The organism is Streptomyces sp. NPDC030245, assembly GCF_055572995.1.
The window spans coordinates 284989-309764 of sequence record NZ_JBVICF010000010.1 but is presented as its reverse complement, the minus strand read 5'-3'; the positions used below and the strand labels follow the sequence as shown (position 1 = coordinate 309764).

The window sequence follows — 24776 nt, the reverse complement described above, 5'->3', positions numbered from 1 at the left end:
CCAGGAGGTGACGACCATGACCACGACGCTGGCCACGGCCGGCGCGGGCACCACGACGGCCCGCCACGCCGCCCGCCTCGACCACGTCTCGAAGTCGTTCCCCGGCCCCGCCGGACCCCAGCTCGTGCTGGACGACATCAGCCTCACCGTCGCACCCGGCGAGTTCGTCACCCTCCTGGGGGCCTCGGGCTGCGGCAAATCCACCCTGCTCAACCTCATCGCCGGCCTCGACGATCCCACCACCGGCGAGATCACCACCGACGGCCGGCCGGCCCTGATGTTCCAGGAACACGCCCTGTTCCCCTGGCTGAGCGCCGGCAAGAACATCGAACTCGCCCTGAAACTGCGCGGCGTCGCCCCCCGGCAACGGCGCGAGCGCGCCGAGGAGCTCTTGGCGCTCGTCCGCCTCGAAGGCGCCCACGGCAAGCGGGTGCACGAGCTGTCCGGCGGCATGCGCCAACGCGTCGCGCTGGCCCGCGCGCTGGCCCAGGAGAGCCGCCTGCTGCTGATGGACGAACCCTTCGCCGCCCTCGACGCCATCACCCGCGACGTGCTGCACGACGAACTGACCCGGATCTGGAGCGAGACCGGCCTGTCGGTGCTGTTCGTCACCCACAACGTGCGCGAGGCCGCCCGCCTGGCCCAGCGCGTGATCCTGCTCTCCTCCCGCCCCGGGCGCATCGCCCGCGCCTGGGACGTGGACATCCCCCAGCCGCGCCGCATCGAGGACACCGCCGTCGCGGAGCTCTCCATCGAGATCACCGAACAACTGCGGGGGGAGATCCGCCGGCATGGCCAGTACTGAGACACCCACCGCCAAGGACGGCAACGACCTCGCCGGCCTCGACGCCCTGGAGACGCCCCAGCAGATCCGCAAGCCCCTCACACTGACCCTGCGCGAGAAGGTCCTGCCCCCCGTCACCGCCATCACCCTCGTCCTCGCGGTGTGGCAGGCACTGGTCTCCTTCGACATCGTCGACGACCCCGGCAAACTGCCCTCCCCGGGCGCGGTGTACGAGGTGGCGCGCCAGGCCTGGCTGGAGGGCGAACTCCTGGGCTACATCTGGACGTCCGTCTCGCGCGGCCTGCTCGGCTTTGGCCTCGCCCTGCTCATCGGCACCCCGCTGGGCCTGCTCGTGGCGCGGCTGAAGTTCCTGCGCGCGGCGATCGGCCCGATCCTGTCCGGCCTTCAGTCCCTGCCCTCGGTGGCCTGGGTGCCGCCCGCGGTGATCTGGCTGGGCCTGAACAACTCGATGATGTACGCGGTGATCCTGCTCGGCGCGGTCCCCTCCATCGCCAACGGCCTGGTCGCCGGCGTCGACCAGGTGCCGCCGCTGTTCCTGCGGGCCGGGCGCACCATGGGCGCCACCGGCCTCAAGGGCACCTGGCACGTGGTGCTGCCGGCCGCCCTGCCCGGCTACGTCGCCGGACTCAAACAGGGCTGGGCGTTCTCCTGGCGCTCGCTCATGGCCGCCGAGATCATCGCTTCCTTCCCCGACCTGGGCGTGGGCCTGGGCCAGCTCCTGGAGAACGGCCGCAACGCCAGCGACATGGCCATGGTCTTCGAGGCCATCCTGCTCATCCTGCTGGTCGGCATCGCCATCGACCTGCTCGTCTTCAGCCCCCTGGAACGCTGGGTCCTGCGCAGCCGCGGCCTGCTCGTGCGGCGCTGAACCCGGCTGGAGCCACGCTGCAAACCACCTCGGGCGACGGTCCGACGACCGTCAACTCACCCTCGACCGGGGCTAGAGACACCGCTGCGACGCTCATCCGGAATAAGCGGCAGAAAGGGCACACCGGATGGCTTTCAATGACGGGCGGGCTACGGTGATCGCAGACGGTTCGAGTTCCGCCGAATTACGGTGCGACGAGCCGGTGGCCGGAGACGGAAAAAGCCCCGGAACCGCCCCCGGAACCGGCCCTGATATCGGCCTCTGTACCGATCCAGGAAGCAGCCCAGGAACCGGCCCGGAAATCGGCGACCAGAACATTGAGAAGACCCCGGTGCAGGAACTCCCGGTCCATGCCCTCTCGCCCGGACTGCACCTGCGCCAGGCCGGAATCAACGCCGCGTATCTCCAGCTGCTCGTCGAGGCGTCGGGCCGCCCCCAATTGCCGCCCGTGCTCGTCCAGAAAGACGGCTGGCGGATCATCGACGGGCTGCACCGGCTGGAGGCCGCGAAACTCTGCGGCGACCACAGCATCAAGGCGCGGCTCATCGACTGCTCGGACGCCGAAGCGCTCGTGATCGCCATGAAGGCCAACAGCGCGCACGGACTTCCGCTGTCCAAGGCCGACCGTATCGGCGGGGCCGAACGCGTCCTGCGGGCGCACCCCGAATGGTCCGACCGCGCCATCGCGAGCGTCACGGGACTGAGCGCCAAGACCATCGCGGCCCTGCGCGAGCGCTCCGCGTGCGCCACCCCGCCGGGCGGCCAGCGCCTGGGCCTGGACGGCAAACTGCGCTCGGTGAGCGCCGGCGAGGGCCGGCGCCGCGCCGCCGCCTACATCACCGCCCACCCCGACGCCACCCTGCGGGAAGTCGCCCGCGAGACCGAGGTGTCCCTGGGCACCGTCCACGACGTGAGCGCCCGGCTGCGCCGCGGGGTCAGCCCCGAACGCAACGGACTGCGGGGGACCGGCGCCCGGCTGACCCTGCACCCGGCCGACCGGGCCGCGCAGGCCCCGGCGGCCGGCCACGCCCGGACGCCGGACGCCGAGGACTTGCCGCCGCGGCGCACCGCCCCGGCCGACGAGCCGCCCGCCTGGGAGACGGTCGCGGCCAAGATCGCCAACGACCCGTGCATCCGCTACACCGCCGGCGGCAAGGAGTTCCTGCAATGGATGGCGCTGCACGCCACCGACCCCGACGGCTGGCGCGAGCTCGTGGGCGCCGTCCCGCCGCACTGGGTCGGCGTCATCGCCCCCATCGCGGAGCACGTCAGCAAGGAATGGAGCCTGTTCGCCGAGCGGCTCAGGGGCCGGCACGGCGCGGTGTGAGCCCCCTACGGGGTGATTGTGAACCCCGTCGGGGTGATGCCGTGTCAGGAGCCGGTCTCCAACTGCCGGTCCAGCGCGCGCTCCACCGGGCTCAGGGCGACCTCCGGGCACAGCCGCTCGGGATGGGCCCGGGGCGGGCCCGCCGGCTCCCGGGGCGCCGTGCCGCACCAACCGCCGGAGGGCGGGCTGTCGGGGGGCGGGCCGGCGCCGGGCGGGCGCCAGGTGCCCGCCATGTAAAGGGCGCCGTAGGCCTGCAGAGCCGCGTACACCTCGCGCCACAAACGCCTGATCAAGCCGGGCATGACAGTCCTTCCGAAAAGGCGCGGCCACAGCGGCCACCGTGGCCGCAGCGGCCGCGGTCGACGCGGTGTCGAGGCGGATTCGAGCCGTCCCTCCGCCCGGCCTCGAGAGGGCCTTGCCACCGTGGCCGGGTGGAGCAGTCGTGCTCCGCGGCCCCGCGGGGCGCACGGTCGCAGGAGGAGAGGCCCATGGACGAGGCCGGACACGAGCGGCACGACCGCGCCGGTGAAGGGGGCGCGCCGGTGCTCCGGCTCGCCGGGGTGGACGACGACGAGGACGAGAGCGCCGAGCCGCACGTGGTGCGCGGGATCGACTGACCAAGTCCCCTTCCCGGCCCGGCCCGCAGGCCGCGACGGTGGTGTGCCAGGGCGCGCTGCGCCGGAGACCGAAAGAGGAACCCACGACGATGACGCTCTCCCCGCGGCGCGCCGGCACGACGGCGCTGTCCCCCTCGGCCCGCGCGTTCCTCACCGCGCCGCACACCGCCGTGCTGAGCACGCTGCGCCCTGACGGCTCGCCGCATCTGACGCCCGTGCGCTTCACCTGGGACGAGCGGGCGCACCTGGCCCGCGTCCTGACGGTGAACACGACGCGCAAGGTCAAGAACGTGCTGGCCGCGCCGTCCGCCCGGGTCGCGCTCTGCCAGGTGGACGGCTTCGCCTGGGTCACCCTGGAGGGCACCGCCCAGGTCCGGGACGCCCCCGACCGGGTCGCCGAGGGGGTCCGCCGCTACACCGAGCGCTACTTCGCCGGGCCGCCGAACCCGCCGGGACGGGTGGTCGTGGAGATCACGGTCGACCGGATCACCACCCTCAACTGCTGAGCGCGCCGGGCCCCCTGACGGTGTGCGGGGCATCAGCCGCGCGCCCCGGGCGGCACCCCGTCCACCCAGATCAGCCCGAACGAGAGCCGGGTGAGCCGCCAGCCGTCCGCGGTGCGCCGGGCCGAGCCGCTCACCGAGGTGCCGGTGGTGAACAACTCGGGCCCCTCGCCGCCGGGATGGTGGACGTGCGTGGAGAGCAGGTTGGCGCGCAGGCTCGCCTCGTCGCCCGCGCAGTCCACCACCGCGGGCGAATTCAGGTGCTGGGTGCGGGCGAAATGCGCCAGCGCGCTGACGTGCCACTGTGCGAGCCCGTCCCTTCCCTCGTGCCGGCTCAGCGGAAACGCGACGACGGCGTCCTCGGTGAACAGAGTGCGCGCCCACGCGTCGTCGAGCTTTTCCGTGTCCAACGCCAGCAGATAGCGGTCCAGCAGCCCGCGCACGGCAAAGGCGTCCACCATGGCCGTGTCCGGAGTGAAGGCTTCGGCTTCAGTCGAGGTCATGCTTGAGAATGCGCCCCCAAAGGCACCCCGACCAACCCCGCCTGCAAAAGATCTGACATTCCCCGCACATTTCTGTACTGGACTGCAAAAGCGTTGCACAGGCGTCCCTTTACCCGCCGCTCCGGCGCTGTCCATACTCGTAAAACATCAACCAGAAGAGGGCGGATGGACGACGATGGACAATTATGACGCGGACGTGATCATCGTAGGCGCGGGTCCCACCGGACTCATGCTCGCCGGTGAGTTCGGCCTGCACGGAATTTCCGTTCTCGTGGTCGACAGGCTCGCCGAGCCGATGCGGCAGTCACGCGCTCTTGGCTTCTCCGCGCGCACCATCGAGGAATTCGGGCAGCGCGGGCTGCTGGACCGCCTCGGCGAGGTCGACGTCATCCCCGGCGGGCACTTCGGCGGCGTACCGCTGGACTACCGGGTGCTCAGCGGCGGTTCCTACGGGGCGCGGGGGATACCCCAGTCCCGCACCGAGGCGATGCTGGCCGGCTGGGCCACCGAGCACGGCGCCCGCATCCGCCGCTCCGTCGAGGTCACCGGCCTGGACCAGGACGAGGACGGCGTCACGCTGCAACTGGCCGGGCCCGACGGCGGCCGGCTGCGCGGACGGTACGTCATCGGGTGCGACGGCGCCCGCAGCGCGGTGCGCCAGGCAGCCGGGATCGACTTCCCCGGCACCGAACCCGCCATCGAGCTGCGCTTCGCCGACATCGCCGGGGTGCGGCTGCGGCCCCGCTTCGCCGGCGAGCGGGTCCCCGACGGCATGATCATGGTGCTGCCGCTCGGCCCGGACCGCTGCCGCATCATCTACTACGACCGCACCGAGCCGCTGCGCCAGAGCGCGGAGCCCATCACCTTCGCCGAGGTCGCCGACACCTTCCAGAAGCTGTCCGGCGAGGACATCCACGCCGCCACCCCGCTGTGGGTGAGCTCGACCACCGATGTGAGCCGGCAGGCCGCCCAGTACCGGCGCGGACGGGTCTTCCTGGCGGGCGACGCCGCCCACATCCACCTGCCCATCGGCGCCCAGGGCATGAGCGCCGGCGTGCAGGACGCGGTCAACCTCGGCTGGAAACTGGCGCTGGTCCTCAAGGGGCAGGCCCCCGACACGCTGCTGGACACCTACCACAGCGAGCGGCACCCGGTCGGCGCCCGCATCCTCACCAACACCCTGGCCCAGCGCATCCTCTACCTCGGCGGCGAGGAGATCACCCCGCTCCTGGAGGTGTTCACCGAGCTCACCCGCTACGAGTCGGTCCAGGCCCACCTGGTCGGCATGGTCACCGGACTCGACATCCGCCACGACGTGGGCGCGGGCGAGCACCCACTGCTCGGCCGGCGCCTGCCCGACGCCGAACTGACCTGCGAGGGGCAGCGCACGAGCGTCCACGACCTGCTGCACACCGGCCGCGGCGTCCTGCTCGACCTCGGCGGCGACAGCGCGCTGCCGGCCACCGCCAAGGCCTGGTCGGACCGCGTCGACCTCGTCACCGCCGAAGGCGGCCAGGACCTGCCGGACGCCCAGGCGATCCTGCTGCGCCCCGACGGCTACATCGCCTGGATCACCCCCGACCAGGGCGCCGAGACCCTGCCCCGCGCGCTGGAGCGCTGGTTCGGCCCCGCCGCCTGAACCCCCTCCCGCACACCGGCCCCACGGACCGCATCCACTCCTGACAGGAAGTGACATCCCGCCATGCCCTACATCTCCACCCAGGACAACCACCTGACCGTCCTCAACCTGTTCACCACCGACCGGCCGGAGAAGCAGGACACACTGATCCAGGAGATGCGGAAGATCGTCGACACCGCGGCCTTCGACGGCTGGATCTCCTCCACCGTCCACGCCGGCCAGGACAGCCCCGGCACCGCCAACTTCATCCAGTGGCGCAGCGGCGAGGACCTGGAGAAGCGGTACGCGGGCGAGGAGTTCAAACACCGCACACTGCCCGTCTTCCAGGACATCACCACCTCGATCCGGCTGCTCCAGAGCGAGATCGTCCACACCCAACGCCACCCCTCCCAGGGCGAGGCCACCGAAATCTCGCCCGACCGCGACGACCACACCGTCATCGAGATCTTCAAGGTCGCCGAAGGCAACCAGGACGAGCTGATCACGGAGCTCGGCGAGGGCCAGTCCTGGCTCGTGGACGTCGACGGCTACCGCTCCCACAGCGTCTTCAAGGGCCTGCGCGCCCGCTTCCTGGACGGGCCCTTCGTCGTCGTCTACTCCCAGTGGGCGAGCAAGGAGCAGTACGACGCCCACCGCCACCAGGCCCTGGCCCAGCAGTCCGAGACCCGCCAGAAGTCCGAGGCGCGCATCAACGCCCTGAAGACCGACAGCGACTGGAACTCCTACCGGGTCATCCACACCCGCGCCGCCGGCGCCTGACCCCGGCCCGGCCGCGCGGGCCGGCCCCTTGAGCACACCCGGCCCCGGCCGCCCGCCGGGGCCGCACAACCCGGCCCGCCCCGGGCCGCCCGACGCCGGCCCGCCGGCCCTGCCCCTGTCGTGCCCAGCGCCCGGCGCCCACCGCAAGGAGCGAGGTATGCACAGCACGCTGATCGTGGCCCGGATGGCGATCGACTCCAGCCGCGACGTCGCCGCACTGTTCACCGACTTCGACACCACCGACATGCCCCACCGGATGGGGACCCGGCGCCGTCAGCTCTTCGCCTACCGCGGCCTCTACTTCCACCTCCAGGACTTCGACAGCGACGACGGAGGCTCCCGGATCGAACTGGCCAAGGACGACCCGCGGTTCGTCAGGATCAGCGAGGACCTCAAGCCGCACATCGAGGCCTACGACCCGGCGACCTGGCGCTCCCCGGCCGACGCCATGGCCCAGCGCTTCTACTCCTGGGAGGCCGGCGCATGACGCAGCGCCGCGTGGTCATCACCGGCATCGAGGTCCTGGCCCCCGGCGGCCTGGGCCGAAAAGAGTTCTGGCAACTGCTCAGCGAGGGCCGCACCGCGACCCGGGGCATCACCTTCTTCGACCCCGCCCCGTTCCGCTCCAAGGTGGCGGCCGAGGCCGACTTCTGCGGCCTGGAACAGGGCCTGACCCCACAGGAAGTGCGGCGCATGGACCGCGCCGCGCAGTTCGCCGTGGTCACCGCGCGCGGCGCGGTCCAGGACAGCGGCGCCGAACTGGCCGCCCACCCGCCCCACCGCATCGGCGTGGTCGTGGGCAGCGCGGTGGGCGCCACCATGGGCCTGGACAACGAATACCGCGTCGTCAGCGACGGCGGCCGCCTCGACCTGGTCGACCACCGCTACGCCGTGCCGCACCTGTACAACTACCTGGTGCCCAGCTCCTTCGCGGCGGAGGTGGCCTGGGCGGTCGGCGCCGAGGGACCCTCCACGGTCGTCTCCACCGGCTGCACCTCCGGCATCGACGCCGTCGGCTACGCCGTCGAGCTGGTCCGCGAGGGCTCCGCCGACGTCATGGTCGCCGGCGCCTCGGACGCCCCCATCTCACCGATCACCATGGCCTGCTTCGACGCGATCAAGGCGACCACACCGCGCCACGACGCGCCCGCCACGGCCTCACGGCCCTTCGACAGCACCCGCAACGGCTTCGTGCTCGGCGAGGGCGCCGCCTTCTTCGTCCTGGAGGAACTGCACAGCGCCCGCCGCCGCGGCGCCCACATCTACGCCGAGATCGCCGGCTACGCCACCCGCTCCAACGCCTACCACATGACCGGCCTGCGCCGGGACGGCGCGGAGATGGCCGAGGCCATCCGCCTGGCCCTTGACGAGGCCCGCCTGGACCCCGGCCAGGTCGACTACATCAACGCCCACGGCTCGGGCACCAAGCAGAACGACCGGCACGAGACGGCCGCGTTCAAAAAGGCGCTGGGCGAGCACGCCTACCGGGCCCCGGTCAGCTCCATCAAGTCGATGGTGGGCCACTCGCTGGGCGCCATCGGCTCCATCGAGATCGCCGCCTCCGCGCTGGCCATGGAGTACGACGTGGTGCCGCCGACGGCCAACCTGCACACCCCCGACCCCGAGTGCGACCTGGACTACGTGCCGCTGACGGCCCGCGACCAGCGGGTCGACACCGTGCTGACGGTCGGCAGCGGCTTCGGCGGATTCCAGAGCGCCATGGTCCTCACCAGCGCGCAAAGGAGCACCGTATGACCCCGGTCGCGGTCACCGGCATGGGCATCGCCGCCCCCAACGGCCTGGGCGCGGCCGACTACTGGGCGGCCACCCTCGGCGCCAAGAGCGGCATCGGCCGCATCACCCGCTTCGACCCCTCCGGCTACCCCGCCCAACTGGCCGGCGAGATCCCCGGCTTCGAGGCCGCCGACCACCTGCCGGGCCGGCTGCTGCCGCAGACCGACCGCGTCACCCGCCTCTCGCTGGCCGCCGCCGACTGGGCGCTCGCCGACGCCGGGGTCGATGTGGCCGCCTTCGACCCGCTGGACATGGGCGTGGTCACCGCCAGCCACGCCGGCGGCTTCGAGTTCGGCCAGGACGAACTGCAAAAACTGTGGGCCAAGGGCAGCCAGTTCGTCTCCGCCTACCAGTCCTTCGCCTGGTTCTACGCCGTCAACAGCGGCCAGATCTCCATCCGGCACGGCATGAAGGGCCCCAGCGGCGTCGTCGTCAGCGACCAGGCCGGCGGCCTGGACGCCCTCGCCCAGGCCAGACGCCTCATCCGCAAGGGCACCCCGCTGATCGTCAGCGGCGCCGTGGACGCCTCGGTCTGCCCCTGGGGCTGGGTCGCCCAGCTCGCCGGCGGCCGCATGAGCGACAGCGACGAACCCACCCGCGCCTACCTGCCCTTCGACCGCGACGCCCGCGGCTACGTGCCCGGCGAGGGCGGCGCCCTGTTCACCCTGGAGCCCGCCGAGGCGGCCCGCGCCCGCGGCGCCACCCTCTACGGCGAACTCGCCGGCTACGGCGCCACCATCGACCCGCCCCCGCACAGCGGCCGCCCCACCACCTTGCGCACCGCCATCCGCATCGCCCTGGACGACGCCGGTACCGGCCCCGGCGACATCGACGTGGTCTTCGCCGACGGCGCGGGCGTACCCGAACTGGACCGGGCCGAGGCCGAGGCGATCAGTGACATCTTCGGCCCCGGCCGCGTCCCCGTCACCGTGCCCAAGACGATGACCGGCCGCCTGCACTCCGGCGCCGCACCGCTGGACGTGGCCTGCGCGCTCCTTGCCCTGCGGGCCGGCGTCATCCCGCCCACCGTCCACATCGACCCCTGCCCCGAGTACGGCCTGGACCTGGTCCTCTACCAGGCCCGCCCGGCCGCCCTGCGCACCGCCCTGGTGCTGGCCCGCGGCCACGGAGGGTTCAACTCCGCACTGGTCGTACGCGCCGGACAGTGAACCGCCCGCCCCGGCGTCGGCACACCGCCGCACCGGCCGGGCCCAAGACGTTAAGGAAGCACACCGCCATGAGTGACCGACCCTTCACCCTCACCGACCTCAAGCGCATCCTCGTCGAGGCCGCCGGCGCCGACGAGACCACCCAGCCCGACGACGACATCCTGGACACCACCTTCGCCCTGCTGGGCTACGAGTCGCTCGCCCTGCTGGAGACCGGCGGCTGCATCGAGCGCGAGTACGGCATCTCCCTCGACGACGACACGCTGACCGACGCCCTGACCCCCCGGGAACTGATCGACACCGTCAACGAGCGGCTGGCCGCCGCCCGCGCGGCCTGAGAGGACACCCGCCATGACCCAGTCCACCTCCCGCGTCGCGCTCGTCACCGGCGCCACCAGCGGCATCGGCCTGGCCACCGCCCGGCTGCTGGCCACCCAGGGCCACCTGGTCTTTTTGGGCGCACGCACCGCAAGCGACGTCATCACCACCGTCAAGTCCCTGCGCAACGACGGCCTCGAGGCCGAGGGCCAGGTGCTTGACGTGCGCGACGGCGCCTCCGTCACCTCCTTCGTGCAGGCCGCCGTCGACCGCTACGGCCGCATCGACGTCCTGGTCAACAACGCCGGCCGCTCCGGCGGCGGCGTCACCGCGGACCTCACCGACGAGCTGTGGGACGACGTCATCGACACCAACCTCACCAGCGTCTTCCGCATGACCCGCGCGGTGCTCACCACCGGCGGCATGCGCAACCGGGACCGCGGCCGCATCATCAACGTCGCCTCCACCGCCGGCAAGCAGGGCGTCGTCCTGGGCGCCCCCTACTCCGCCTCCAAACACGGCGTCGTCGGCTTCACCAAGGCCCTCGGCAACGAACTGGCCCCCACCGGCATCACCGTCAACGCCGTCTGCCCCGGCTACGTGGAGACCCCCATGGCCCAGCGGGTGCGCCAGGGCTACGCCGCCGCCTACGACACCACCGAGGAGGCGATCCTCACCAAGTTCCAGGCCAAGATCCCCCTCGGCCGCTACAGCACCCCCGAGGAAGTCGCCGGCCTGATCGGCTACCTGGCCTCCGACACCGCCGCCTCCATCACCTCCCAGGCCCTCAACGTCTGCGGCGGACTCGGCAACTTCTGACCGCCCCGACCCGCCCAAGGAGCCACCGTCATGACGACGCGTCAGGTCGAACACGAGATCACCGTCGGCGCGCCCGCGGCCACCGTCTACCGCCTGCTGGCGGACGTGAGCCACTGGCCGCAGATCTTCCCGCCCACCATCCACGTCGAACGCCAGGACACCGGCGACCACCACGAGCGCATCCACATCTGGGCCACCGCCAACGGCCAGGCCAAGAACTGGACCTCGCGCCGCACCCTGGACGCCCGGGACCTGCGCATCGACTTCCGCCAGGAGATCACCACCGCCCCGGTCGCCGCGATGGGCGGCACCTGGATCGTCGAACCGCTGGGCGCCGCCCGCGCCCGCGTCCGGCTGCTGCACGACTACCGGGCCATCGACGACAACCCGCAGGACCTGGAGTGGATCGACCGGGCCGTGGACACCAACAGCACCTCGGAACTGGCCGCGCTCAAGGACAACGTCGAACACACCCACGCCGCCGAGAGCGAGGAACTCCTCTTCTCCTTCACCGACACCGTGCACATCAACGGCGCCGCCAAGGACGTCTTCGCCTTCGTCAACGAAGCCGACCGCTGGCCCGAGCGGCTGCCGCACGTGGCCACCGTACGCTTCGAAGAACCCGCCCCCGGCCTTCAGATCCTGGAGATGGACACCCGCGCCAAGGACGGTACGGTGCACACCACCAAGTCCTACCGGGTCGCCCTGGACACCCACAAGATCGCCTACAAGCAGGTCACCCTGCCCGCCCTGATGACCCTGCACACCGGCGTGTGGACGTTCACCGAAACCGGCCCCGGCACCACCGAGGCAAGCTCCCAGCACACCGTCTGCCTCAACACCGCCAACATCGCCAAGATCCTCGGCGGACAGGCCACGGTCGCCGACGCCCGCGACTACGTACACAGCGCCCTGAGCACCAACAGCCGCGCCACCCTGGGCCACGCCAAGGACTACGCGGAGCGGAAGCGCTGAGGTGGCCGCCCACGACGCCGACCGCACCCGCCGGGCCGGACCCGGCCGCACCGACGTGATGGACACCCAGGTCATCGTCGTCGGCGCCGGCCCCGTGGGACTGCTGCTCACCGCCGAACTGTGCCTGCACGGCATCCAGGTGGCCGTCGTCGAACAGCGCCACCGCCCCACCAAGGAGTCACGGGCCTCCACCCTGCACGCCCGCACCATGGAGATCTTCGACAGCCGCGGCCTGCTCACCGACCTCGGCCGGGCACCCACCGAGGCGCGCGGCCACTTCGGCGGCCTGCCCCTGGACCTCACCCTGCCCGGCGCCTACCCCGGCCAGCACAAGGTGCCCCAGACCAAGACCGAATCGGTCCTGGAGGAGTGGGCGCTCTCGCTGGGCGCGGACATCCGCTGCGGCCACCGGCTGCAACTGCTCGACCTCACCCAGGACGGCGAGCGCGTCGAGGCCGAAGCCGTCGGCCGCGACGGACGCCCCGTCCGCCTGCGCGGCCAGTACCTGGTGGCCTGCGACGGCCAGGACTCCACGGTGCGCCGCCTGACCGGCGCCGACTTCCCCGGCCGGGCGGCCGCCCGCGAACTGCTGCGCGCCGACGTCGAGAACATCGACATCCCCGACCGGCGCTTCCAGCGGCTGCCGCACGGCCTGGCCATCGCCGCACGCCGCCCCGACGGGGTGACCCGGGTGATGGTCCACGAGTTCGGAGCAGCCGCCCAACAGCGCACCCGGCCGCCCCGGTTCGAGGAGATGGCCGCCGCCTGGCAGCGGGTGACCGGCGAGGACATCAGCGCCGGCACCCCCCTGTGGGTCAACCACTTCGACGACGCCAACCACCAGCTCGCCCAGTACCGGCACGGCCGCGTCCTGTACGCCGGCGACGCCGCCCACCGCCAGATGCCCATCGGCGGCCAGGCCCTCAACCTGGGCCTGCAAGACGCCTTCAACCTCGGCTGGAAACTCGCCGCCGTCCTGACCGGCCATGCCCCCGAGGACCTGCTGGACACCTACCACCAGGAACGGCACGCCGTGGGCAGCGCCGTCCTGGCCAACATCCGCGCCCAGGCGATGCTGCTGCTGGGCAGCCGCGAGGTGGAGCCGCTGCGCACGCTCCTCGCGGAGCTGCTGCCCCACGAACAGGTACGCACCCGCCTCGCCGCAATGATCAGCGGCCTCGACATCCGCTACGCCGGCTGCGCCTCCGGCCACCGCCTGGCCGGCCTGCGCCTGCCGCACGCCCGGCTGCGGGTGGGCAGCTCCACCTGCACCACCCTGGAACTGCTCAGGTCCGGGCGCGGGCTGCTGCTGGGCCTGGAGGGCCGGGTGCCGGCCGTGGGGGAGGGGTGGGCCGACCGCATCGACCTGGTGGCGGCCCGCCCCGAGCCGGACGGCGAGGCGGGCGAGCTGGCGAAGGTGGCCGCGGTGGCGGTGCGCCCGGACGGCTACGTCCTCTGGGCACAGGACACCGGCGCGCAGCCCGGCGACGACGGCCTGGCGGCCGCCCTGGAGCGCTGGTTCGGCACCCCCCGCTGACTGCGACCGACAGACCAGATCCGAGCGAGGAGAGGCAGGACAATCATGGCAGGGACAGCGGTGGACACCGACGTCATCGTGGTCGGCGCCGGACCGACGGGGCTGATGCTCGCGGGTGAACTGCGCCTGGGCGGGGCCCGCGTCACCGTCGTGGAGCGCCTGGCCGAACCGACCGGGCAGTCCCGGGGGCTGGGCTTCACCGCCCGGGCCATGGAGGTGTTCGACCAGCGCGGGCTGCTGCCCCGGTTCGGACAGGGCGAGACACTCGCGACCAGCCCCCTGGGCCACTTCGGCGGAGTGCAGTTCGACTACACCACGCTGGAGGACGCGCACTTCGGGGCCCGCGGCATCCCGCAGAACGAGACCGAGGCCGTCCTGGAGGCGTGGGCACTGGAGCTCGGCGCGGACATCCGGCGCGGCTGGGACGTCCTGGGCCTGGCCGAGGGCTTCCTCGACGGCGACCATGTCGAGGCCACCGTCGCCACCCCCGACGGAACCCGGCAGCTGCGCGCCGCCTACCTGGTGGGCTGCGACGGCGGACAGAGCGGCATCCGCAAGGCGGCCGGCTTCGACTTCCCCGGCCTGCCCGCAAGCCGCACCATGTTCCTGGCCGACGTCGTCGGCTGCCACCTCAAGCCCCGCTTCCTGGGCGAGCGGCTGCCCCACGGCATGGTGATGGCGGCCCCGCTGAAGGAGGACGTGGACCGCATCATCGTCTGCCCGCACGGCGTCCCGGCCCGCGACCGCGACGACGACGTCACCTTCGCCGAGGTCGCCGCCGCCTGGCAGCACATCACCGGCGAGGACATCAGCGCCGGCAGCGCCCAGTGGGTCTCCTCCTTCAGCGACGCCACCCGCCAGGCCGGCACCTACCGGCGCGGGCGGGTGCTGCTGGCGGGCGACGCGGCACACATCCACCTGCCGGCCGGCGGGCAGGGACTGAGCACCGGCGTGCAGGACGCGGCCAACCTCGGCTGGAAACTGGCCGCCACGGTGCGCGGCACCGCCCCGGCCGGCCTGCTGGACACCTACCACGCCGAGCGGCACCCGGTGGGCCGGCGCCTGCTGATGAACACCCGCGCGCAGGGCATCGTCTTCCTGGGCGGCGAACAGGCGGACCCGCTGCGCGCCCTGTTCACCGAACTCCTCGAACACGACGAGGTCAAACGCCACCTGGCGGGCATCGTCAGCCACCTCGACATCCGCTACGACGTACACACCCCCGCCACGACCGACACACCCGGCACCTCCGGCACCCCTGGGACCCCCGGAGCAGCCCCCACGCAGGACGCGGCGCCCTCCGCCTCCGCCCACCCCCTGCTCGGCCGCCGCCTGGCCAAGCGCCCGCTGACCGGCGCCGACGGCGAGAGCGACACACTGCGCCTGCTGCACCCGGCGCGCGGTGTCCTGCTCGACCTGGCCGACGACGCCGGGACCCGTGACATCGCCGCCCGCTGGGCCGACCGCGTCGACGTGGTGACGGCCACCGCCAAGCCGGCGGAGGGCGCCAGTGACGTACTGGCCGGCCTGGACGCGGTCCTGGTGCGACCCGACGGCCACGTCGTCTGGACGGGCCAGGGCTCACCGGACGGCCTCGCCGGCGCACTGGCCCAGTGGTTCGGCGAGGAACGAGCCGCGTAGTGGCACCCGCCCCGGGGCCGGCCACGGCGGGCCCGCGGCGCGGGACACCGACCGGCGAGGAGCCCGCCGGTAGGGGGCCCACCGGCGTGGAGGCCGTCGGTAGGGAACCTACCGGTGAGGAGGCCGTCGGCGTGGAGCCTGTGGGTAGGGAGGCCGTCGGCGTGGAGCCTGTGGGTAGGGAGGCCGTCGGCGTGGAGCCCGGCGGTAGGGGGCCCACCGGCGTGGAACCCTCCGGCAAGGAGGCCTCCGGCAAGGCCCCGCCGGCCGCCCTGGCCGGTGAGGTACGCCAAGTCGTGCTGGACGCGGGTGGGTTGGCCCTGTCCGCCCTGCTGTGCGAACCCGTCGGCGCCGTCCCGCGCGCGCTGGTCGTGGCGGTGCACGGCGGTGGCATGAGTGCGGGGTACTTCGACGGGGCGGCCCGCCCGGAGCTGTCCCTGCTGCGGCTCGGGGCCCGGCTGGGCCACACGGTGCTGGCGGTGGACCGCCCCGGCTACGGCCGGTCCGCCGCCGCGCTGCCCGGCGGGCTGCCGGTCGCCGAGCAGACCCCGCTGCTGCGCGCGGCCGTCGCCGACTTCGCCCGCCGCCACCGGGTGGGCGCGGGCGTCTTCCTGCTGGCGCACTCCTTCGGCGGCAAGCTGGCCCTGTCGGCCGCAGCCCACGCCCGGCCCGGCGACGGGCTGCTCGGCGTGGACGTCTCGGGCTGCGGCCGACGGTACGCGGCGGGCGCCGAGGAGGAGGTGCGCGCCGGGCGGCCCGGAAACCGGCGCCGGCACTGGGGTCCGCTGCGGCTGTATCCGCCGGGCACCTTCCGGGCCAGTGCGGACGTGGTGGCGCCGATGCCCGCGCGGGAGGCGGCCGACCTGGCGTCCTGGCCGGGCGCGTTCGACCGGATCGCGGCCCGGGTGCGGGTGCCGGTGCGGCTCACCTTCGCCGAGCACGAGGGGTGGTGGCGCCAGGAGGAGGCCGAACTGGCCGCCCTGGCGGCCGCGTTCACCGCCTCCCCGCGCGTCCTGCTGGAGCGCCAGCCGGACGCGGGCCACAACGTCAGCCTGGGCTGGACGGCCCGCGCCTACCACCTGCGGGCCCTGGCATTTTTGGAGGACTGCCTTCCCCCGCCCGCCGCACCGGCCGGCCCCGGAACCTGACCGGCCGCCCGCCCTCGCACCTCGCTCAGGCGTCCAGGACCACGATGTCCAGTTCCTTCAGCCGCTCGGGCCCGGCCACCAGGTCGATGGCGGTGATCTTCCCGTCCTCGATGGTGAAGTTGAAGACCACGATCGGGCGCGTCTTGGACTGCCACACGGCGCCCACCGAGCCGTCGATGAGCGCGATGCGGGCCGCTTCGGCGCCGCCGGAGAAGATGCGCGCCACGCCCCGGGCGCCCTCGGTCAGCGGCGCGGCCCCGATGCGTACCGCCGTGTCGTCGGCGTGCATGGTGGCATCGGGGGCCAGCAGGGTCAGCAGCCGCTCGAACTCGCCGCTGCGCGCGGCGGTCAGGAACGCGTCCACGACCTTGTGCTGGCGTTGCAGGTCGGGCAGGGGAGAGGCACCGTGCACGCGCCGGCGGGCGCGGCTGGCCAGCTGCCGGGTGGCCGCCGGGCTGCGCCCGATGATCGCGGCGATGTCGGCGAACGGCACGGCGAAGGTGTCGTGCAGGACGAAGGCGAGCCGCTCGTCGGGGTCGAGCGTGTCCAGGACCACCAGCATCGCCAGCCCCACGGAGTCGGCCAGCACGGCCGCCTGCTCCGGGTCGGAGAGTTCCTCGGTGCGGGGCTCGCCCGAGGGTTCGGCGTGTTCGGCGAGGAACTCCTCGCGGCGGTTGCGGGCGCGGAGCATGTCCAGGCAGACCCGCCCCACCACCGTGGTGAGCCAGCCGTCGAGGTTCTCCACGCTGTCGCTCTCGCTGCGGTGCAGCCTGATCCAGGCCTCCTGCACGGCGTCCTCGGCCTCGTCGGACGAACCGAGCATGCGCTGGGCCACGGCGCGCAGCCGCGGACGCTTCTCCTCGAATGCGCGTGCCAGCCGTTCGTTTTCCTGCATGACCACCGTCGTCCCCTTCGATCCCGGTCGGTGCGTGACAGACGCCTGTCACATCTTCGCGCTGCCGGGCGTCATAGCAGTGACGAACGGGACCACCCGCGTGTGACGGGATGCGGAAGCCGCCGGCCACGGCAGGCTCCGCGCCCCTGGTCGCGCTCTCTCCCGGATTCAGCTCGGAGCTGTCGAGAGCAGGCTCCCTGACCCTTTGCGAGCATCCATGACAACTCTACGTCAGCGACCAGTGACGCATGGTGACGATTCGGGGGGTGCGGCCGGCCTCCTGACCCGTTACGCCCGGATGGTCAGCGGCCGCCGCTCCAAGTGGGCCGTGCTCGTCATCTGGCTGGTGCTGATCATGGCGGGCGGCTCCCTCGCGGCCAAGCTGGGAGACGTCCAGGACAACGACCCCGAGACCTGGCTGCCCTCCAGCGCCCAGTCGACCCAGGCGGTGGAACTGGCGGAGAAGCACTTCGCCGACAAGGACAGCAGCACCGCCATCGTCATCTACGCCCGCGGCGGCGGACTCACCGACGCCGACCGGCAGAAGATAGCGGCGGACCGCACCGAACTGGAGAACGACGTCGCGGTCGGCGACGTGCCCGAGCCCGAGGTCTCCGAGGACGGCAAGGCCGCCTTCCTCAGCTACCCGCTGCGCACCAGCCCCAGCGACAACGCGGTGCTCACCGACGCCGTGAACGAGTCCGAGGACATCGTCAAGGGCGGTGCGCCGGACGGCCTGGACATCCGCGTCGCCGGCGAGGCCGGCAGCGTCCGCGACTTCGCCGAGGTCTACAGCGGCATGGACGGCGCCCTGCTGGGCGCGGCCCTCGGCGTCGTCGCCCTGCTGCTCCTGCTGACCTACCGCAGCCCCGTGCTGTGGATCGTCCCGCTGCTGACCGTCTTTTTGGCCAGCCAGGTCGCCAGCGGCGTGGTCTACCTGCTGGCCAAACACGCCGGCCTGCTCGTCAACGGACTCAGCGCGTACATCCTGATGATCCTGTGCGTGGGCGTGGGCACCGACTACGCCCTGCTGCTCATCGCCCGCTACCGCGAGGAACTGCACCGCCACGCCGACCGGCACGAGGCGATGCAGATCGCCGTGGGCCGCTCGATGCCGGCGCTGGCGGCCTCGGCGGCCACCGTGGGCGTCGCCACGCTCTGCCTGGTCTTCGGCAGCATGAACTCCACCCAGGGCCTGGGCCCGGTGGTGGCCATCGGCATCGCGGTGGTCTTCCTGGCGATGACCTCGCTGCTGCCCGCCCTGCTGGTCATCCTGGGCCGCTGGACGTTCTGGCCCTTCGTGCCGCGCCACACCCCCGGCTACGACGCGAGCGTGGAGAAGGAGCACGGCGCCTGGGCCCGCGTGGCGCAGGCCGTGGGCCGCAGGCCGCGCGTCATCTGGGCCGCCTCCCTGGGCGTCCTGGCTGTCCTGGCGCTCGGCACCACCACGGTGGAGACCGGCCAGACCCAGGCCGAGCAGTTCACCAAGACCGTCGACTCCGTCGAGGGCCAGCGGCTGCTGGCCGAGCACTTCCCCGCCGGCTCCTCGGCGCCCGCCGACATCTACGTGCCCGCCGCCGGTGCCGGCGCCGCCCTGCGGACCGTCCAGGACGTCTCCGGCGTGGAGTCCGCGGCCACCGAGCGGACCGCGGGCGGCTGGACCCACCTGACGGCCGTGTTCGAGGACGCCCCCGACAGCGCGGCGGCCAAGGACACCGTCGAACGGCTGCGCACGGCCCTGGACCGGGCCGGGGGAGAGAGCGCGGACGCCGTCGTGGGCGGCCAGACCGCGATCGTGCTCGACACCTCCGAGGCCCAGAAGGACGAGGAGATGCTGCTGATCCCGCTGATCCTCGCGGTCGTCCTGCTCATGCTGGTCCTGGTGCTGCGCGCGGTGGTCGCCCCGCTCGTCCTGCTGGCCTCGGTGGTGCTCTCCTACGCCTCCGCCGTCGGCGCGGCCTCCCTGCTCTTCCACGCCATCGACTACCCGCGCATCGACCGCGGGCTGCTGCTGATCGGCTTCCTGTTCCTGGTCGCGCTCGGGGTGGACTACACGATCTTCCTGATGGCCCGGGTCCGGGAGGAGGTCAAGCTGCGCGGCCACCGCGAGGGCACCCTGACCGGCCTCACCGTCACCGGCGGCGTCATCACCTCCGCGGGCGTCGTCCTTGCGGCCACCTTCTGCGTCCTGGCCGCCATCCCCACCGTGGGCTCGCTCCAGCAGGGCCTGCTCATCGCGATCGGCATCCTGCTGGACACCTTCCTGGTGCGCAGCCTGCTGATCCCCGCACTCTCCCTCGGCATCGGCCCGCGCATCTGGCGCCCGGGCCACCCCGAGGACGAGGCGCCGCCGGCCGGCGAGCGCCCCGCACAGACCGCCCGCGTCGACGTCGGCACCTGACCGGCGCGCCGGACGGAACGGGCGCCGCGCCGGATTCCCCCGCGGCGCGGCGCCCGCCCCCGCACCACCCCGCCAGGTCCACCCCGGCCCGGTGGCCCGCCGCTGTCACACATGTCCGCCCCCGTTCGTCATAGCAGTGACGCCGCCCGAGCGGCGTCGGATATTGATCGAGAGAGGAAGAACCATGGAAGCGCGCCTGCAGAACCCGGCGATGATCCTTGACGCCACCCAGCCTGTGCAGGACCTGTACAAGGCGATCTACTCCGGCGGGGTCCCCAAGACGACCCTGGACCTGGTCCACCTGCGCGCGAGCCAGATCAACGGCTGTAGCCCCTGTGTGGACTCCGGAGCCCGTGGCGCCCGCAAGGCCGGTGAGACCGAGGAGCGCCTGTTCGCCGTCGCCGCCTGGCGGGAGACGAACTACTTCACCGACGCCGAGCGCGCCGCGCTGGAGCTGGCCGAGTCCGCCACCCGGCTGGCCGACCGCAGCGACCCGGTGCCCGACGACGTGTGGGAGCGCGCCAAGGCCCACTACGACGAGAAGGGTCTGGCGGCCCTGATCCTGATGGTCTCCCTGACCAACTTCTTCAACCGTCTGAACGTGACCACCAAGCAGGTGGCCGGCGCCTGGGGCTGACCGGCCGGGCACGGACACGGCTGAGGCCGGCCACCTCCATCGGTGGGCCGGCCTCAGCCGTGTCCGTCTGCCGGTTTGAGGGTCCGGCTCAGCCCTCCTGCGCCGCCCGCCGGGCGCGCGCGCCCCTGGCCGGTACGAGATTGATGCGCCACGACACCCCGAACCGGTCGGTCAGCCACCCGAACCGGGCACTGAATTCATACCCGCCCGCCGGCATGATGACCTCACCCTTCTCGCGAAGCGCCGTGTAGAGGCGATCGAATTCGCTTTCCGATTCGCACTGCACGTATATCGCGGTCGCGGGGGAGAACTCATACGAATCCCACGGCGCAAGATCGTATCCAACGGCCCCGGGCGGCGGCATGTTCGTACACATGAACATTTGCCCGTCGAGTGTAAAGACGGCGTGCTGAAGTGTTCCTTCCTCCCATCCCGGCTCCCCGGCCCTGGCCCGGATCATCCGGTGCACCTCGGAGTTGTCGAAGAGCGCGGTGTAGAACTCCAGCGCCTCCTCGGCCCGGCTCCTGAAGGTCAGGAACGTCATCAGTTTCGGACCCGGTGTCGCAGGCATCGTGGCTGCTCCTGTTCGTGGTCGGTGTCCGGCGTCGGCTTCCCGGCCCGACGGTATCGGTCGCCCGCCACTGTTCAACCGAGCATTTCTCCGGTTGAACAAAGCAGTCGAGTAATCCACCACCGAAGCTCATGGAGTGGTCGAGACCCCGTCGTAACGATGTGGGCGTCTCGAACCGACCCGAAGGGTGAGTGTTCCGTGAGCGAGAACGCATTACCGGCGGCGAAATCCGCCCGTTCCCAGCGGATCGCCGCGCGAACTCGCGGCGAGAACTGGAAGAAGCCACCGCGCCGCATAGAAACCTCGGAGTGCATCACCTGCGACAGCTGCCTGCGCAGCTGCCCCGAGGAGTTCGGCGCCATATTCGACCGCGGTCTCGACGTCATCATCATTCCCGAACTGTGCTCGGGCTGTCCCGCCTGCGTACTCGAGTGCCCCGTCGACTGCATCTACGTCGACGAGGACTGGGACCCCACCGACGCGAGCCTGTGGAGCCACATCGAGCTGTCCTCGGACGCCTCGTGAACGGGCCGGCCGAACGCGAGAGCCGCCGTGCCGCCAACGCCAGGAAACGCGTCAGCCGCCGCCCCAGCAGGCTGGGCACCCCCGCGGGCACCGCCCCGGGGCCGGACCGCACCCGCGAGCCCGGCGCCGGGTTCCCCGGCCTCCTAAAGAGGGTCTGGGAACGCGCCCGCACCGCGGCGGACCTGCGCACCTGCGTGGACACCCTGCTCAGCCTGGACGGGCACGTGCCTCCCGAGGTGCAGCTGCGGGCGCTGAGCACCTCCGACGAGGCCGCCTTCCGGGCGCTGTGGCAGCTGACCTGGCGCCCTCAGGCCGACGATGCCGCAGACACCGGTCCCGATACGGCCCTCGACCTCATCGAGGCCGCCGAGGAGGAACCCGTCTTCGTCGGCGAGCTGGCGCTGGCCACCACCGGCCGGATCCTGCTGCGCGGCCCCGCCCAGGGCCCCCTTAACCGCCGCGACCTGGTCGGCGGGGTCGTGCGCGTGCCCTGGTCGCTACAGGCCGCCCGCGCCTACCACGCCGAGCTGAACCGCGCCGCCGCCCGCGCCGCCGCCACCCTGGCCGACTGCCGCGCCTGGCTGGAACGCCAGGGCGACAAGGGCCGCGACGCCCTCCTGGAACAGGCCAAGGAAGCCGCCCTGCGCACCGCCCCCTTCGTCCTCTACCAGGAGCACCGCCAGTACACCAACTTCCGCGAGCAGAACAGCCTCACCGGCAAGACGCTGTGGCCCGGACATCCCGACTGCGTCCTGAGCAGCCTGCAACAACTGCCCCTGGAACTGTGGTCGGACCACGACGTGCAGCTGGTGGCGGGCCTGACCCTGCTCATCCGCTCGGCCGGCTTCGGCCGTGTCGAGGAGGCCAACGGCACCCAGCTGAGCCTCGACCACGTCGCCGCCATGCTGGAGCGCATCCGCCGCTCCTACAACGGCGTCCCCGGCGAACCGGTCGCCCCCGCCGCCTCGCCCACCATGGAGGACCTGCACACCCTCGCCGAGGCACTGGGCACCCGCCGTCGGCAGGTGATCCGCCAGGCCCCCCTCTACCGCGAGATCCACGGCACCCTCATGCACAAGGTGGAGCGCATCGCCGCCCCCGCCCAGGGCGCCCGCCGGCTGGACGAGGAGATCAGCTGGCACCTTTCCGGGCGCCTGCCGCTGCACGGCGCCACCCTGGACGAACTCGGCCACAGCGCCGCCGCCGATCCCACGTGGCTGGCCCGGCCGCACGGACCCTACGGCACCGGCCTGGAAGCCCTCGTCCACGCAAGCGTGACGGCTGTCGCCGCCGCCTGCGACGTCGACTTCGCCATGAGCCGCGGCATGCGCTCCCTGCCCGCCCTGATCGACGCGCTGCACACGGAGAGCTGGGCGGAGATCTGCGGCTGGGACATCACCCACTACTTCTGCTGCGTGGTGCCCCGGCCCCGGGCCCGCGCCCACTTCGGCGGCTCCACCGAGGCGGTGGCCGACGCGGCCTGGGCGATGTCCTCGCGCATGCAGTACAACTCCTGGCACTTCGTCCCCGGCAACCTGCCCCGCCACCCCGCCGTGGTGGCCCGCGACCACTTCGTGCCGCCCACCATCCCCGACATCGCGTTCTTCTCCGACCAGCACCACCACGGGCACGTCAACAACAAGGTGCGCTTCTCCATCCGCGCCCCGCAGCCCGTGGAGGTGGCTGGACGCACCTTCAACGGCTTCGTCGACCTGCGCCTGCTGCGCTGCGCGGGCACCGCCTTCACCGAACAGGACCTGCTCGCCGCCCACCGCGTCGCGCGGTTCATCGCCCGCGCCACCACCCTGGCCGCCGAACTCGCCCTGGCCGGGGCGCCCGTGCGGGTCACCGCGTTCGACGCCGCATGGCACTGGCAGACGATCACCGCCGCCGGCCCGGCCTGCCCCGACCCCCTGGGCACCCCACGATGACCGCCGCCTCGTCGATCGGCGAGCTCACCGAGCGCCTGCGCCGCAGGGAGAGCACCGTCACCGAGCACGTCCAGCACGTGCTGAGCGCCGTGCGCGAGCAGGACACCCTGGGCGCGTTCGTCACCGCCGCCGGCGACGAGGCCCTGCGCGCCGCCGAACAGGCCGACCGGCGCATCCGCGAACGCGGCACCGACGCCTGGCACAGGGCCCCGCTGCTGGGCGTCACCGTCTCGGTCAAGGACCTCCTACAGACCCGCGACCTGCCCACCACCCGCGGCTCCCTGCTGGAAAACCGGCGCGCCCGCAAGGACGCCCCGGCCGTGGCCCGGCTGCGCGCGGCCGGCGCCGTCATCATCGGCAAGACCACGACCTCCGAGTACGGCTGGAGCGCCGCCACCGTGGGCCGCCTCACCCCGCCCACCGCCAACCCGTACGCGCCCCACCTCACCGCGGGCGGCTCCAGCGGCGGCGCCGCCGCCGCCGTGGCCACCGGCCTGGGCGAGGGCGCCCTGGCCACCGACGGGGCCGGCTCCATCCGCATCCCCGCCGCGTTCTGCGGCGTGGCCGGCTACAAACCCTCCTACGGCCGCGTCCCCTACGTCCCCAACGGCGTCGACCGCCTCGCCCACCAGGGCACCCTGGCCCGCACCGTCACCGACGCGGCCGCCCTGGCCGCCGTCGTCGCCGGCCCCCACCCCGCCGACCCCGACTCCGGCCTCGGCTCCATCGACCTGCCCTCATCCCACCCCTGCCGGCGCATCGGATGGATCGAGTACGAGGGCACCACCGACGAGATCCGCACGGTCAGCGAACAGGCGATGGCCGCCCTGGCCGGCCAGGGACACCGGGTCGAGCGCGTCCAGGTGCGCTGCGACGACCTCTACCCGGCCCTCGTGGACATCCTGGCCGCGGCCGAAGCGGCCGGCACCGCCCGCGAGGACGAAGAACACTGCGACCCGGGCCGCCTGGAAATCGTCCGCTACGGCCGCACCCTGAGCGGCACCGCCCTGATGCGCGCCGAAGAAGTCCGCCAGCAACTGCGCACCCGGCTGCGCGCGGTGATGCGCCGGCACGCCCTGCTGGCCATGGCCACCGTCCCCATCGAGCCGTTCGCCCTGGACGCCATCGCCCCGCCCTGGGCGGCCGACCCCCGCGACCTGCTCTGGCTGGCCTGGTCACCCGCCTCCTACCCCTTCAACATGACCGGCCAGCCCGCCGTGACCCTCCCGGCCGGCCTGACCGGCTCCGGACTGCCGGTGGGCATCCAGCTCGTGGGACCCGTCGGCGCCGACGACCAGGTCCTGACGGTGGCCCGCCGCCTGGAGCGCGAGCTCGGACCGCTGCCCCCGCCCCGCGCCCGGCACGCGCTCGTCCCCGCCACCGAAAGGACCCCCTGA

The 24776-nt window shown here is 72.7% G+C and carries 25 protein-coding genes; 21 read left to right on the top strand and 4 right to left on the bottom strand.

Annotated features, from left to right (window positions below):
• Positions 1-16: 16 nt before the first annotated feature.
• From ACZ4Z4_RS26755 to ACZ4Z4_RS26745, 3 genes are all read left to right on the top strand, one after another.
• Complete coding sequence (locus ACZ4Z4_RS26755; RefSeq protein ID WP_468332326.1) at positions 17-805, top strand: ABC transporter ATP-binding protein; 789 nt, start codon at positions 17-19, stop codon at positions 803-805.
• On the top strand, positions 792-1673 hold the full coding sequence (locus ACZ4Z4_RS26750; RefSeq protein WP_468332323.1) for an ABC transporter permease: 882 nt from the start codon (positions 792-794) through the stop codon (positions 1671-1673). Before ACZ4Z4_RS26755 ends, ACZ4Z4_RS26750 begins: the two co-directional genes overlap by 14 nt.
• Positions 1674-2004: 331 nt before the next feature.
• Positions 2005-3000 (top strand): ParB/RepB/Spo0J family partition protein, encoded by a 996-nt coding sequence (locus tag ACZ4Z4_RS26745; RefSeq protein WP_468332320.1) that lies wholly within the window; start codon positions 2005-2007, stop codon positions 2998-3000.
• A 44-nt stretch (positions 3001-3044) separates the two neighbouring features.
• Here the strand turns inward: ACZ4Z4_RS26745 and ACZ4Z4_RS26740 are convergent, their stop codons facing one another.
• The gene (locus ACZ4Z4_RS26740) at positions 3045-3302 is read right to left on the bottom strand and encodes a DUF6059 family protein (RefSeq protein ID WP_468332317.1); all 258 of its coding nucleotides are present in this window, start codon (positions 3300-3302) and stop codon (positions 3045-3047) included.
• 186 nt (positions 3303-3488) lie between these two features.
• Here ACZ4Z4_RS26740 and ACZ4Z4_RS26735 point away from each other — a divergent pair, with 186 nt between their 5' ends.
• Complete coding sequence (locus ACZ4Z4_RS26735; RefSeq protein ID WP_468332314.1) at positions 3489-3617, top strand: hypothetical protein; 129 nt, start codon at positions 3489-3491, stop codon at positions 3615-3617.
• A gap of 89 nt (positions 3618-3706) precedes the next feature.
• Positions 3707-4123, top strand: a complete 417-nt coding sequence (locus ACZ4Z4_RS26730; protein ID WP_468332311.1) for a pyridoxamine 5'-phosphate oxidase family protein — start codon at positions 3707-3709, stop codon at positions 4121-4123.
• Between the two features lie 32 nt (positions 4124-4155).
• On the opposite strand, the gene ACZ4Z4_RS26725 is transcribed toward ACZ4Z4_RS26730, so the two are convergent.
• Positions 4156-4623 (bottom strand): nuclear transport factor 2 family protein, encoded by a 468-nt coding sequence (locus ACZ4Z4_RS26725; RefSeq protein ID WP_468332308.1) that lies wholly within the window; start codon positions 4621-4623, stop codon positions 4156-4158.
• 175 nt (positions 4624-4798) lie between these two features.
• Between ACZ4Z4_RS26725 and ACZ4Z4_RS26720 the strand changes: the two genes are divergently transcribed.
• From ACZ4Z4_RS26720 to ACZ4Z4_RS26670, 11 genes are all read left to right on the top strand, one after another.
• Positions 4799-6262 (top strand): FAD-dependent monooxygenase, encoded by a 1464-nt coding sequence (locus ACZ4Z4_RS26720; protein WP_468332305.1) that lies wholly within the window; start codon positions 4799-4801, stop codon positions 6260-6262.
• A gap of 63 nt (positions 6263-6325) precedes the next feature.
• Positions 6326-7021 carry an antibiotic biosynthesis monooxygenase family protein gene (locus ACZ4Z4_RS26715; protein WP_468332302.1) on the top strand — a complete coding sequence of 232 codons (696 nt, stop codon included), beginning with the start codon at positions 6326-6328 and terminating at the stop codon, positions 7019-7021.
• A 157-nt stretch (positions 7022-7178) separates the two neighbouring features.
• Positions 7179-7508 carry a TcmI family type II polyketide cyclase gene (locus tag ACZ4Z4_RS26710; protein WP_468332299.1) on the top strand — a complete coding sequence of 110 codons (330 nt, stop codon included), beginning with the start codon at positions 7179-7181 and terminating at the stop codon, positions 7506-7508.
• Positions 7505-8776 (top strand): beta-ketoacyl-[acyl-carrier-protein] synthase family protein, encoded by a 1272-nt coding sequence (locus tag ACZ4Z4_RS26705; protein ID WP_468332296.1) that lies wholly within the window; start codon positions 7505-7507, stop codon positions 8774-8776. The genes ACZ4Z4_RS26710 and ACZ4Z4_RS26705 overlap by 4 nt, the downstream gene beginning before the upstream one ends.
• Positions 8773-9984: a ketosynthase chain-length factor gene (locus ACZ4Z4_RS26700; RefSeq protein WP_468332293.1), complete on the top strand. Its 1212-nt coding sequence runs from the start codon at positions 8773-8775 to the stop codon at positions 9982-9984. The genes ACZ4Z4_RS26705 and ACZ4Z4_RS26700 overlap by 4 nt, the downstream gene beginning before the upstream one ends.
• A gap of 68 nt (positions 9985-10052) precedes the next feature.
• Positions 10053-10322: an acyl carrier protein gene (locus tag ACZ4Z4_RS26695; RefSeq protein ID WP_468332290.1), complete on the top strand. Its 270-nt coding sequence runs from the start codon at positions 10053-10055 to the stop codon at positions 10320-10322.
• A gap of 13 nt (positions 10323-10335) precedes the next feature.
• Positions 10336-11121, top strand: coding sequence for a 3-oxoacyl-ACP reductase FabG (gene fabG, locus ACZ4Z4_RS26690; protein WP_468332287.1), 786 nt, complete (start codon positions 10336-10338; stop codon positions 11119-11121).
• 30 nt (positions 11122-11151) lie between these two features.
• Positions 11152-12096, top strand: coding sequence for an aromatase/cyclase (locus tag ACZ4Z4_RS26685; protein WP_468332284.1), 945 nt, complete (start codon positions 11152-11154; stop codon positions 12094-12096).
• A gap of 1 nt (position 12097) precedes the next feature.
• Positions 12098-13633, top strand: coding sequence for an FAD-dependent monooxygenase (locus tag ACZ4Z4_RS26680; RefSeq protein WP_468332281.1), 1536 nt, complete (start codon positions 12098-12100; stop codon positions 13631-13633).
• Between the two features lie 45 nt (positions 13634-13678).
• The gene (locus ACZ4Z4_RS26675; RefSeq protein WP_468332278.1) at positions 13679-15274 is read left to right on the top strand and encodes an FAD-dependent monooxygenase; all 1596 of its coding nucleotides are present in this window, start codon (positions 13679-13681) and stop codon (positions 15272-15274) included.
• Positions 15275-15543: 269 nt separating this feature from the next.
• Positions 15544-16419, top strand: a complete 876-nt coding sequence (locus tag ACZ4Z4_RS26670; RefSeq protein ID WP_468332547.1) for an alpha/beta hydrolase — start codon at positions 15544-15546, stop codon at positions 16417-16419.
• Between the two features lie 25 nt (positions 16420-16444).
• On the opposite strand, the gene ACZ4Z4_RS26665 is transcribed toward ACZ4Z4_RS26670, so the two are convergent.
• Entirely contained in the window at positions 16445-17314 is an 870-nt protein-coding gene (locus ACZ4Z4_RS26665) for a sigma-70 family RNA polymerase sigma factor (protein ID WP_468332544.1), read from the bottom strand.
• A gap of 241 nt (positions 17315-17555) precedes the next feature.
• Between ACZ4Z4_RS26665 and ACZ4Z4_RS26660 the strand changes: the two genes are divergently transcribed.
• The gene (locus tag ACZ4Z4_RS26660) at positions 17556-19715 is read left to right on the top strand and encodes an MMPL family transporter (protein WP_468332275.1); all 2160 of its coding nucleotides are present in this window, start codon (positions 17556-17558) and stop codon (positions 19713-19715) included.
• A gap of 184 nt (positions 19716-19899) precedes the next feature.
• Positions 19900-20352: a carboxymuconolactone decarboxylase family protein gene (locus tag ACZ4Z4_RS26655; protein ID WP_468332272.1), complete on the top strand. Its 453-nt coding sequence runs from the start codon at positions 19900-19902 to the stop codon at positions 20350-20352.
• An 88-nt stretch (positions 20353-20440) separates the two neighbouring features.
• Here ACZ4Z4_RS26655 and ACZ4Z4_RS26650 read toward each other — a convergent pair whose 3' ends face one another.
• Positions 20441-20923: a VOC family protein gene (locus ACZ4Z4_RS26650; RefSeq protein ID WP_468332269.1), complete on the bottom strand. Its 483-nt coding sequence runs from the start codon at positions 20921-20923 to the stop codon at positions 20441-20443.
• Positions 20924-21121: 198 nt separating this feature from the next.
• Here ACZ4Z4_RS26650 and ACZ4Z4_RS26645 point away from each other — a divergent pair, with 198 nt between their 5' ends.
• From ACZ4Z4_RS26645 to ACZ4Z4_RS26635, 3 genes are read left to right on the top strand one after another with little or no spacing between them, the layout of a single operon-like run.
• Positions 21122-21448 (top strand): 4Fe-4S dicluster-binding protein, encoded by a 327-nt coding sequence (locus ACZ4Z4_RS26645; RefSeq protein WP_468332266.1) that lies wholly within the window; start codon positions 21122-21124, stop codon positions 21446-21448.
• On the top strand, positions 21445-23379 hold the full coding sequence (locus ACZ4Z4_RS26640; RefSeq protein ID WP_468332263.1) for a hypothetical protein: 1935 nt from the start codon (positions 21445-21447) through the stop codon (positions 23377-23379). The genes ACZ4Z4_RS26645 and ACZ4Z4_RS26640 overlap by 4 nt, the downstream gene beginning before the upstream one ends.
• A complete protein-coding gene (locus tag ACZ4Z4_RS26635) occupies positions 23376-24776 on the top strand; it encodes an amidase (protein ID WP_468332260.1) in 1401 nt (466 codons plus the stop codon). The genes ACZ4Z4_RS26640 and ACZ4Z4_RS26635 overlap by 4 nt, the downstream gene beginning before the upstream one ends.

Bases quoted from the DNA above. Each gene is read 5' to 3' on its own strand.
- ACZ4Z4_RS26685 (WP_468332284.1), top strand. From the start codon at position 11,152: ATGACGACGCGTCAGGTCGAACACGAGATCACCGTCGGCGCGCCCGCG.
- ACZ4Z4_RS26655 (WP_468332272.1), top strand. From the start codon at position 19,900: ATGGAAGCGCGCCTGCAGAACCCGGCGATGATCCTTGACGCCACCCAG.
- ACZ4Z4_RS26755 (WP_468332326.1), top strand. From the start codon at position 17: ATGACCACGACGCTGGCCACGGCCGGCGCGGGCACCACGACGGCCCGC.
- ACZ4Z4_RS26675 (WP_468332278.1), top strand. From the start codon at position 13,679: ATGGCAGGGACAGCGGTGGACACCGACGTCATCGTGGTCGGCGCCGGA.
- ACZ4Z4_RS26710 (WP_468332299.1), top strand. From the start codon at position 7,179: ATGCACAGCACGCTGATCGTGGCCCGGATGGCGATCGACTCCAGCCGC.
- ACZ4Z4_RS26665 (WP_468332544.1), bottom strand. From the start codon at position 17,314: ATGCAGGAAAACGAACGGCTGGCACGCGCATTCGAGGAGAAGCGTCCG.
- ACZ4Z4_RS26740 (WP_468332317.1), bottom strand. From the start codon at position 3,302: ATGCCCGGCTTGATCAGGCGTTTGTGGCGCGAGGTGTACGCGGCTCTG.
- ACZ4Z4_RS26750 (WP_468332323.1), top strand. From the start codon at position 792: ATGGCCAGTACTGAGACACCCACCGCCAAGGACGGCAACGACCTCGCC.
- ACZ4Z4_RS26705 (WP_468332296.1), top strand. From the start codon at position 7,505: ATGACGCAGCGCCGCGTGGTCATCACCGGCATCGAGGTCCTGGCCCCC.
- ACZ4Z4_RS26715 (WP_468332302.1), top strand. From the start codon at position 6,326: ATGCCCTACATCTCCACCCAGGACAACCACCTGACCGTCCTCAACCTG.
- ACZ4Z4_RS26720 (WP_468332305.1), top strand. From the start codon at position 4,799: ATGGACAATTATGACGCGGACGTGATCATCGTAGGCGCGGGTCCCACC.
- ACZ4Z4_RS26650 (WP_468332269.1), bottom strand. From the start codon at position 20,923: ATGCCTGCGACACCGGGTCCGAAACTGATGACGTTCCTGACCTTCAGG.
- ACZ4Z4_RS26635 (WP_468332260.1), top strand. From the start codon at position 23,376: ATGACCGCCGCCTCGTCGATCGGCGAGCTCACCGAGCGCCTGCGCCGC.
- ACZ4Z4_RS26730 (WP_468332311.1), top strand. From the start codon at position 3,707: ATGACGCTCTCCCCGCGGCGCGCCGGCACGACGGCGCTGTCCCCCTCG.
- ACZ4Z4_RS26725 (WP_468332308.1), bottom strand. From the start codon at position 4,623: ATGACCTCGACTGAAGCCGAAGCCTTCACTCCGGACACGGCCATGGTG.
- fabG (WP_468332287.1), top strand. From the start codon at position 10,336: ATGACCCAGTCCACCTCCCGCGTCGCGCTCGTCACCGGCGCCACCAGC.
- ACZ4Z4_RS26735 (WP_468332314.1), top strand. From the start codon at position 3,489: ATGGACGAGGCCGGACACGAGCGGCACGACCGCGCCGGTGAAGGGGGC.
- ACZ4Z4_RS26695 (WP_468332290.1), top strand. From the start codon at position 10,053: ATGAGTGACCGACCCTTCACCCTCACCGACCTCAAGCGCATCCTCGTC.
- ACZ4Z4_RS26700 (WP_468332293.1), top strand. From the start codon at position 8,773: ATGACCCCGGTCGCGGTCACCGGCATGGGCATCGCCGCCCCCAACGGC.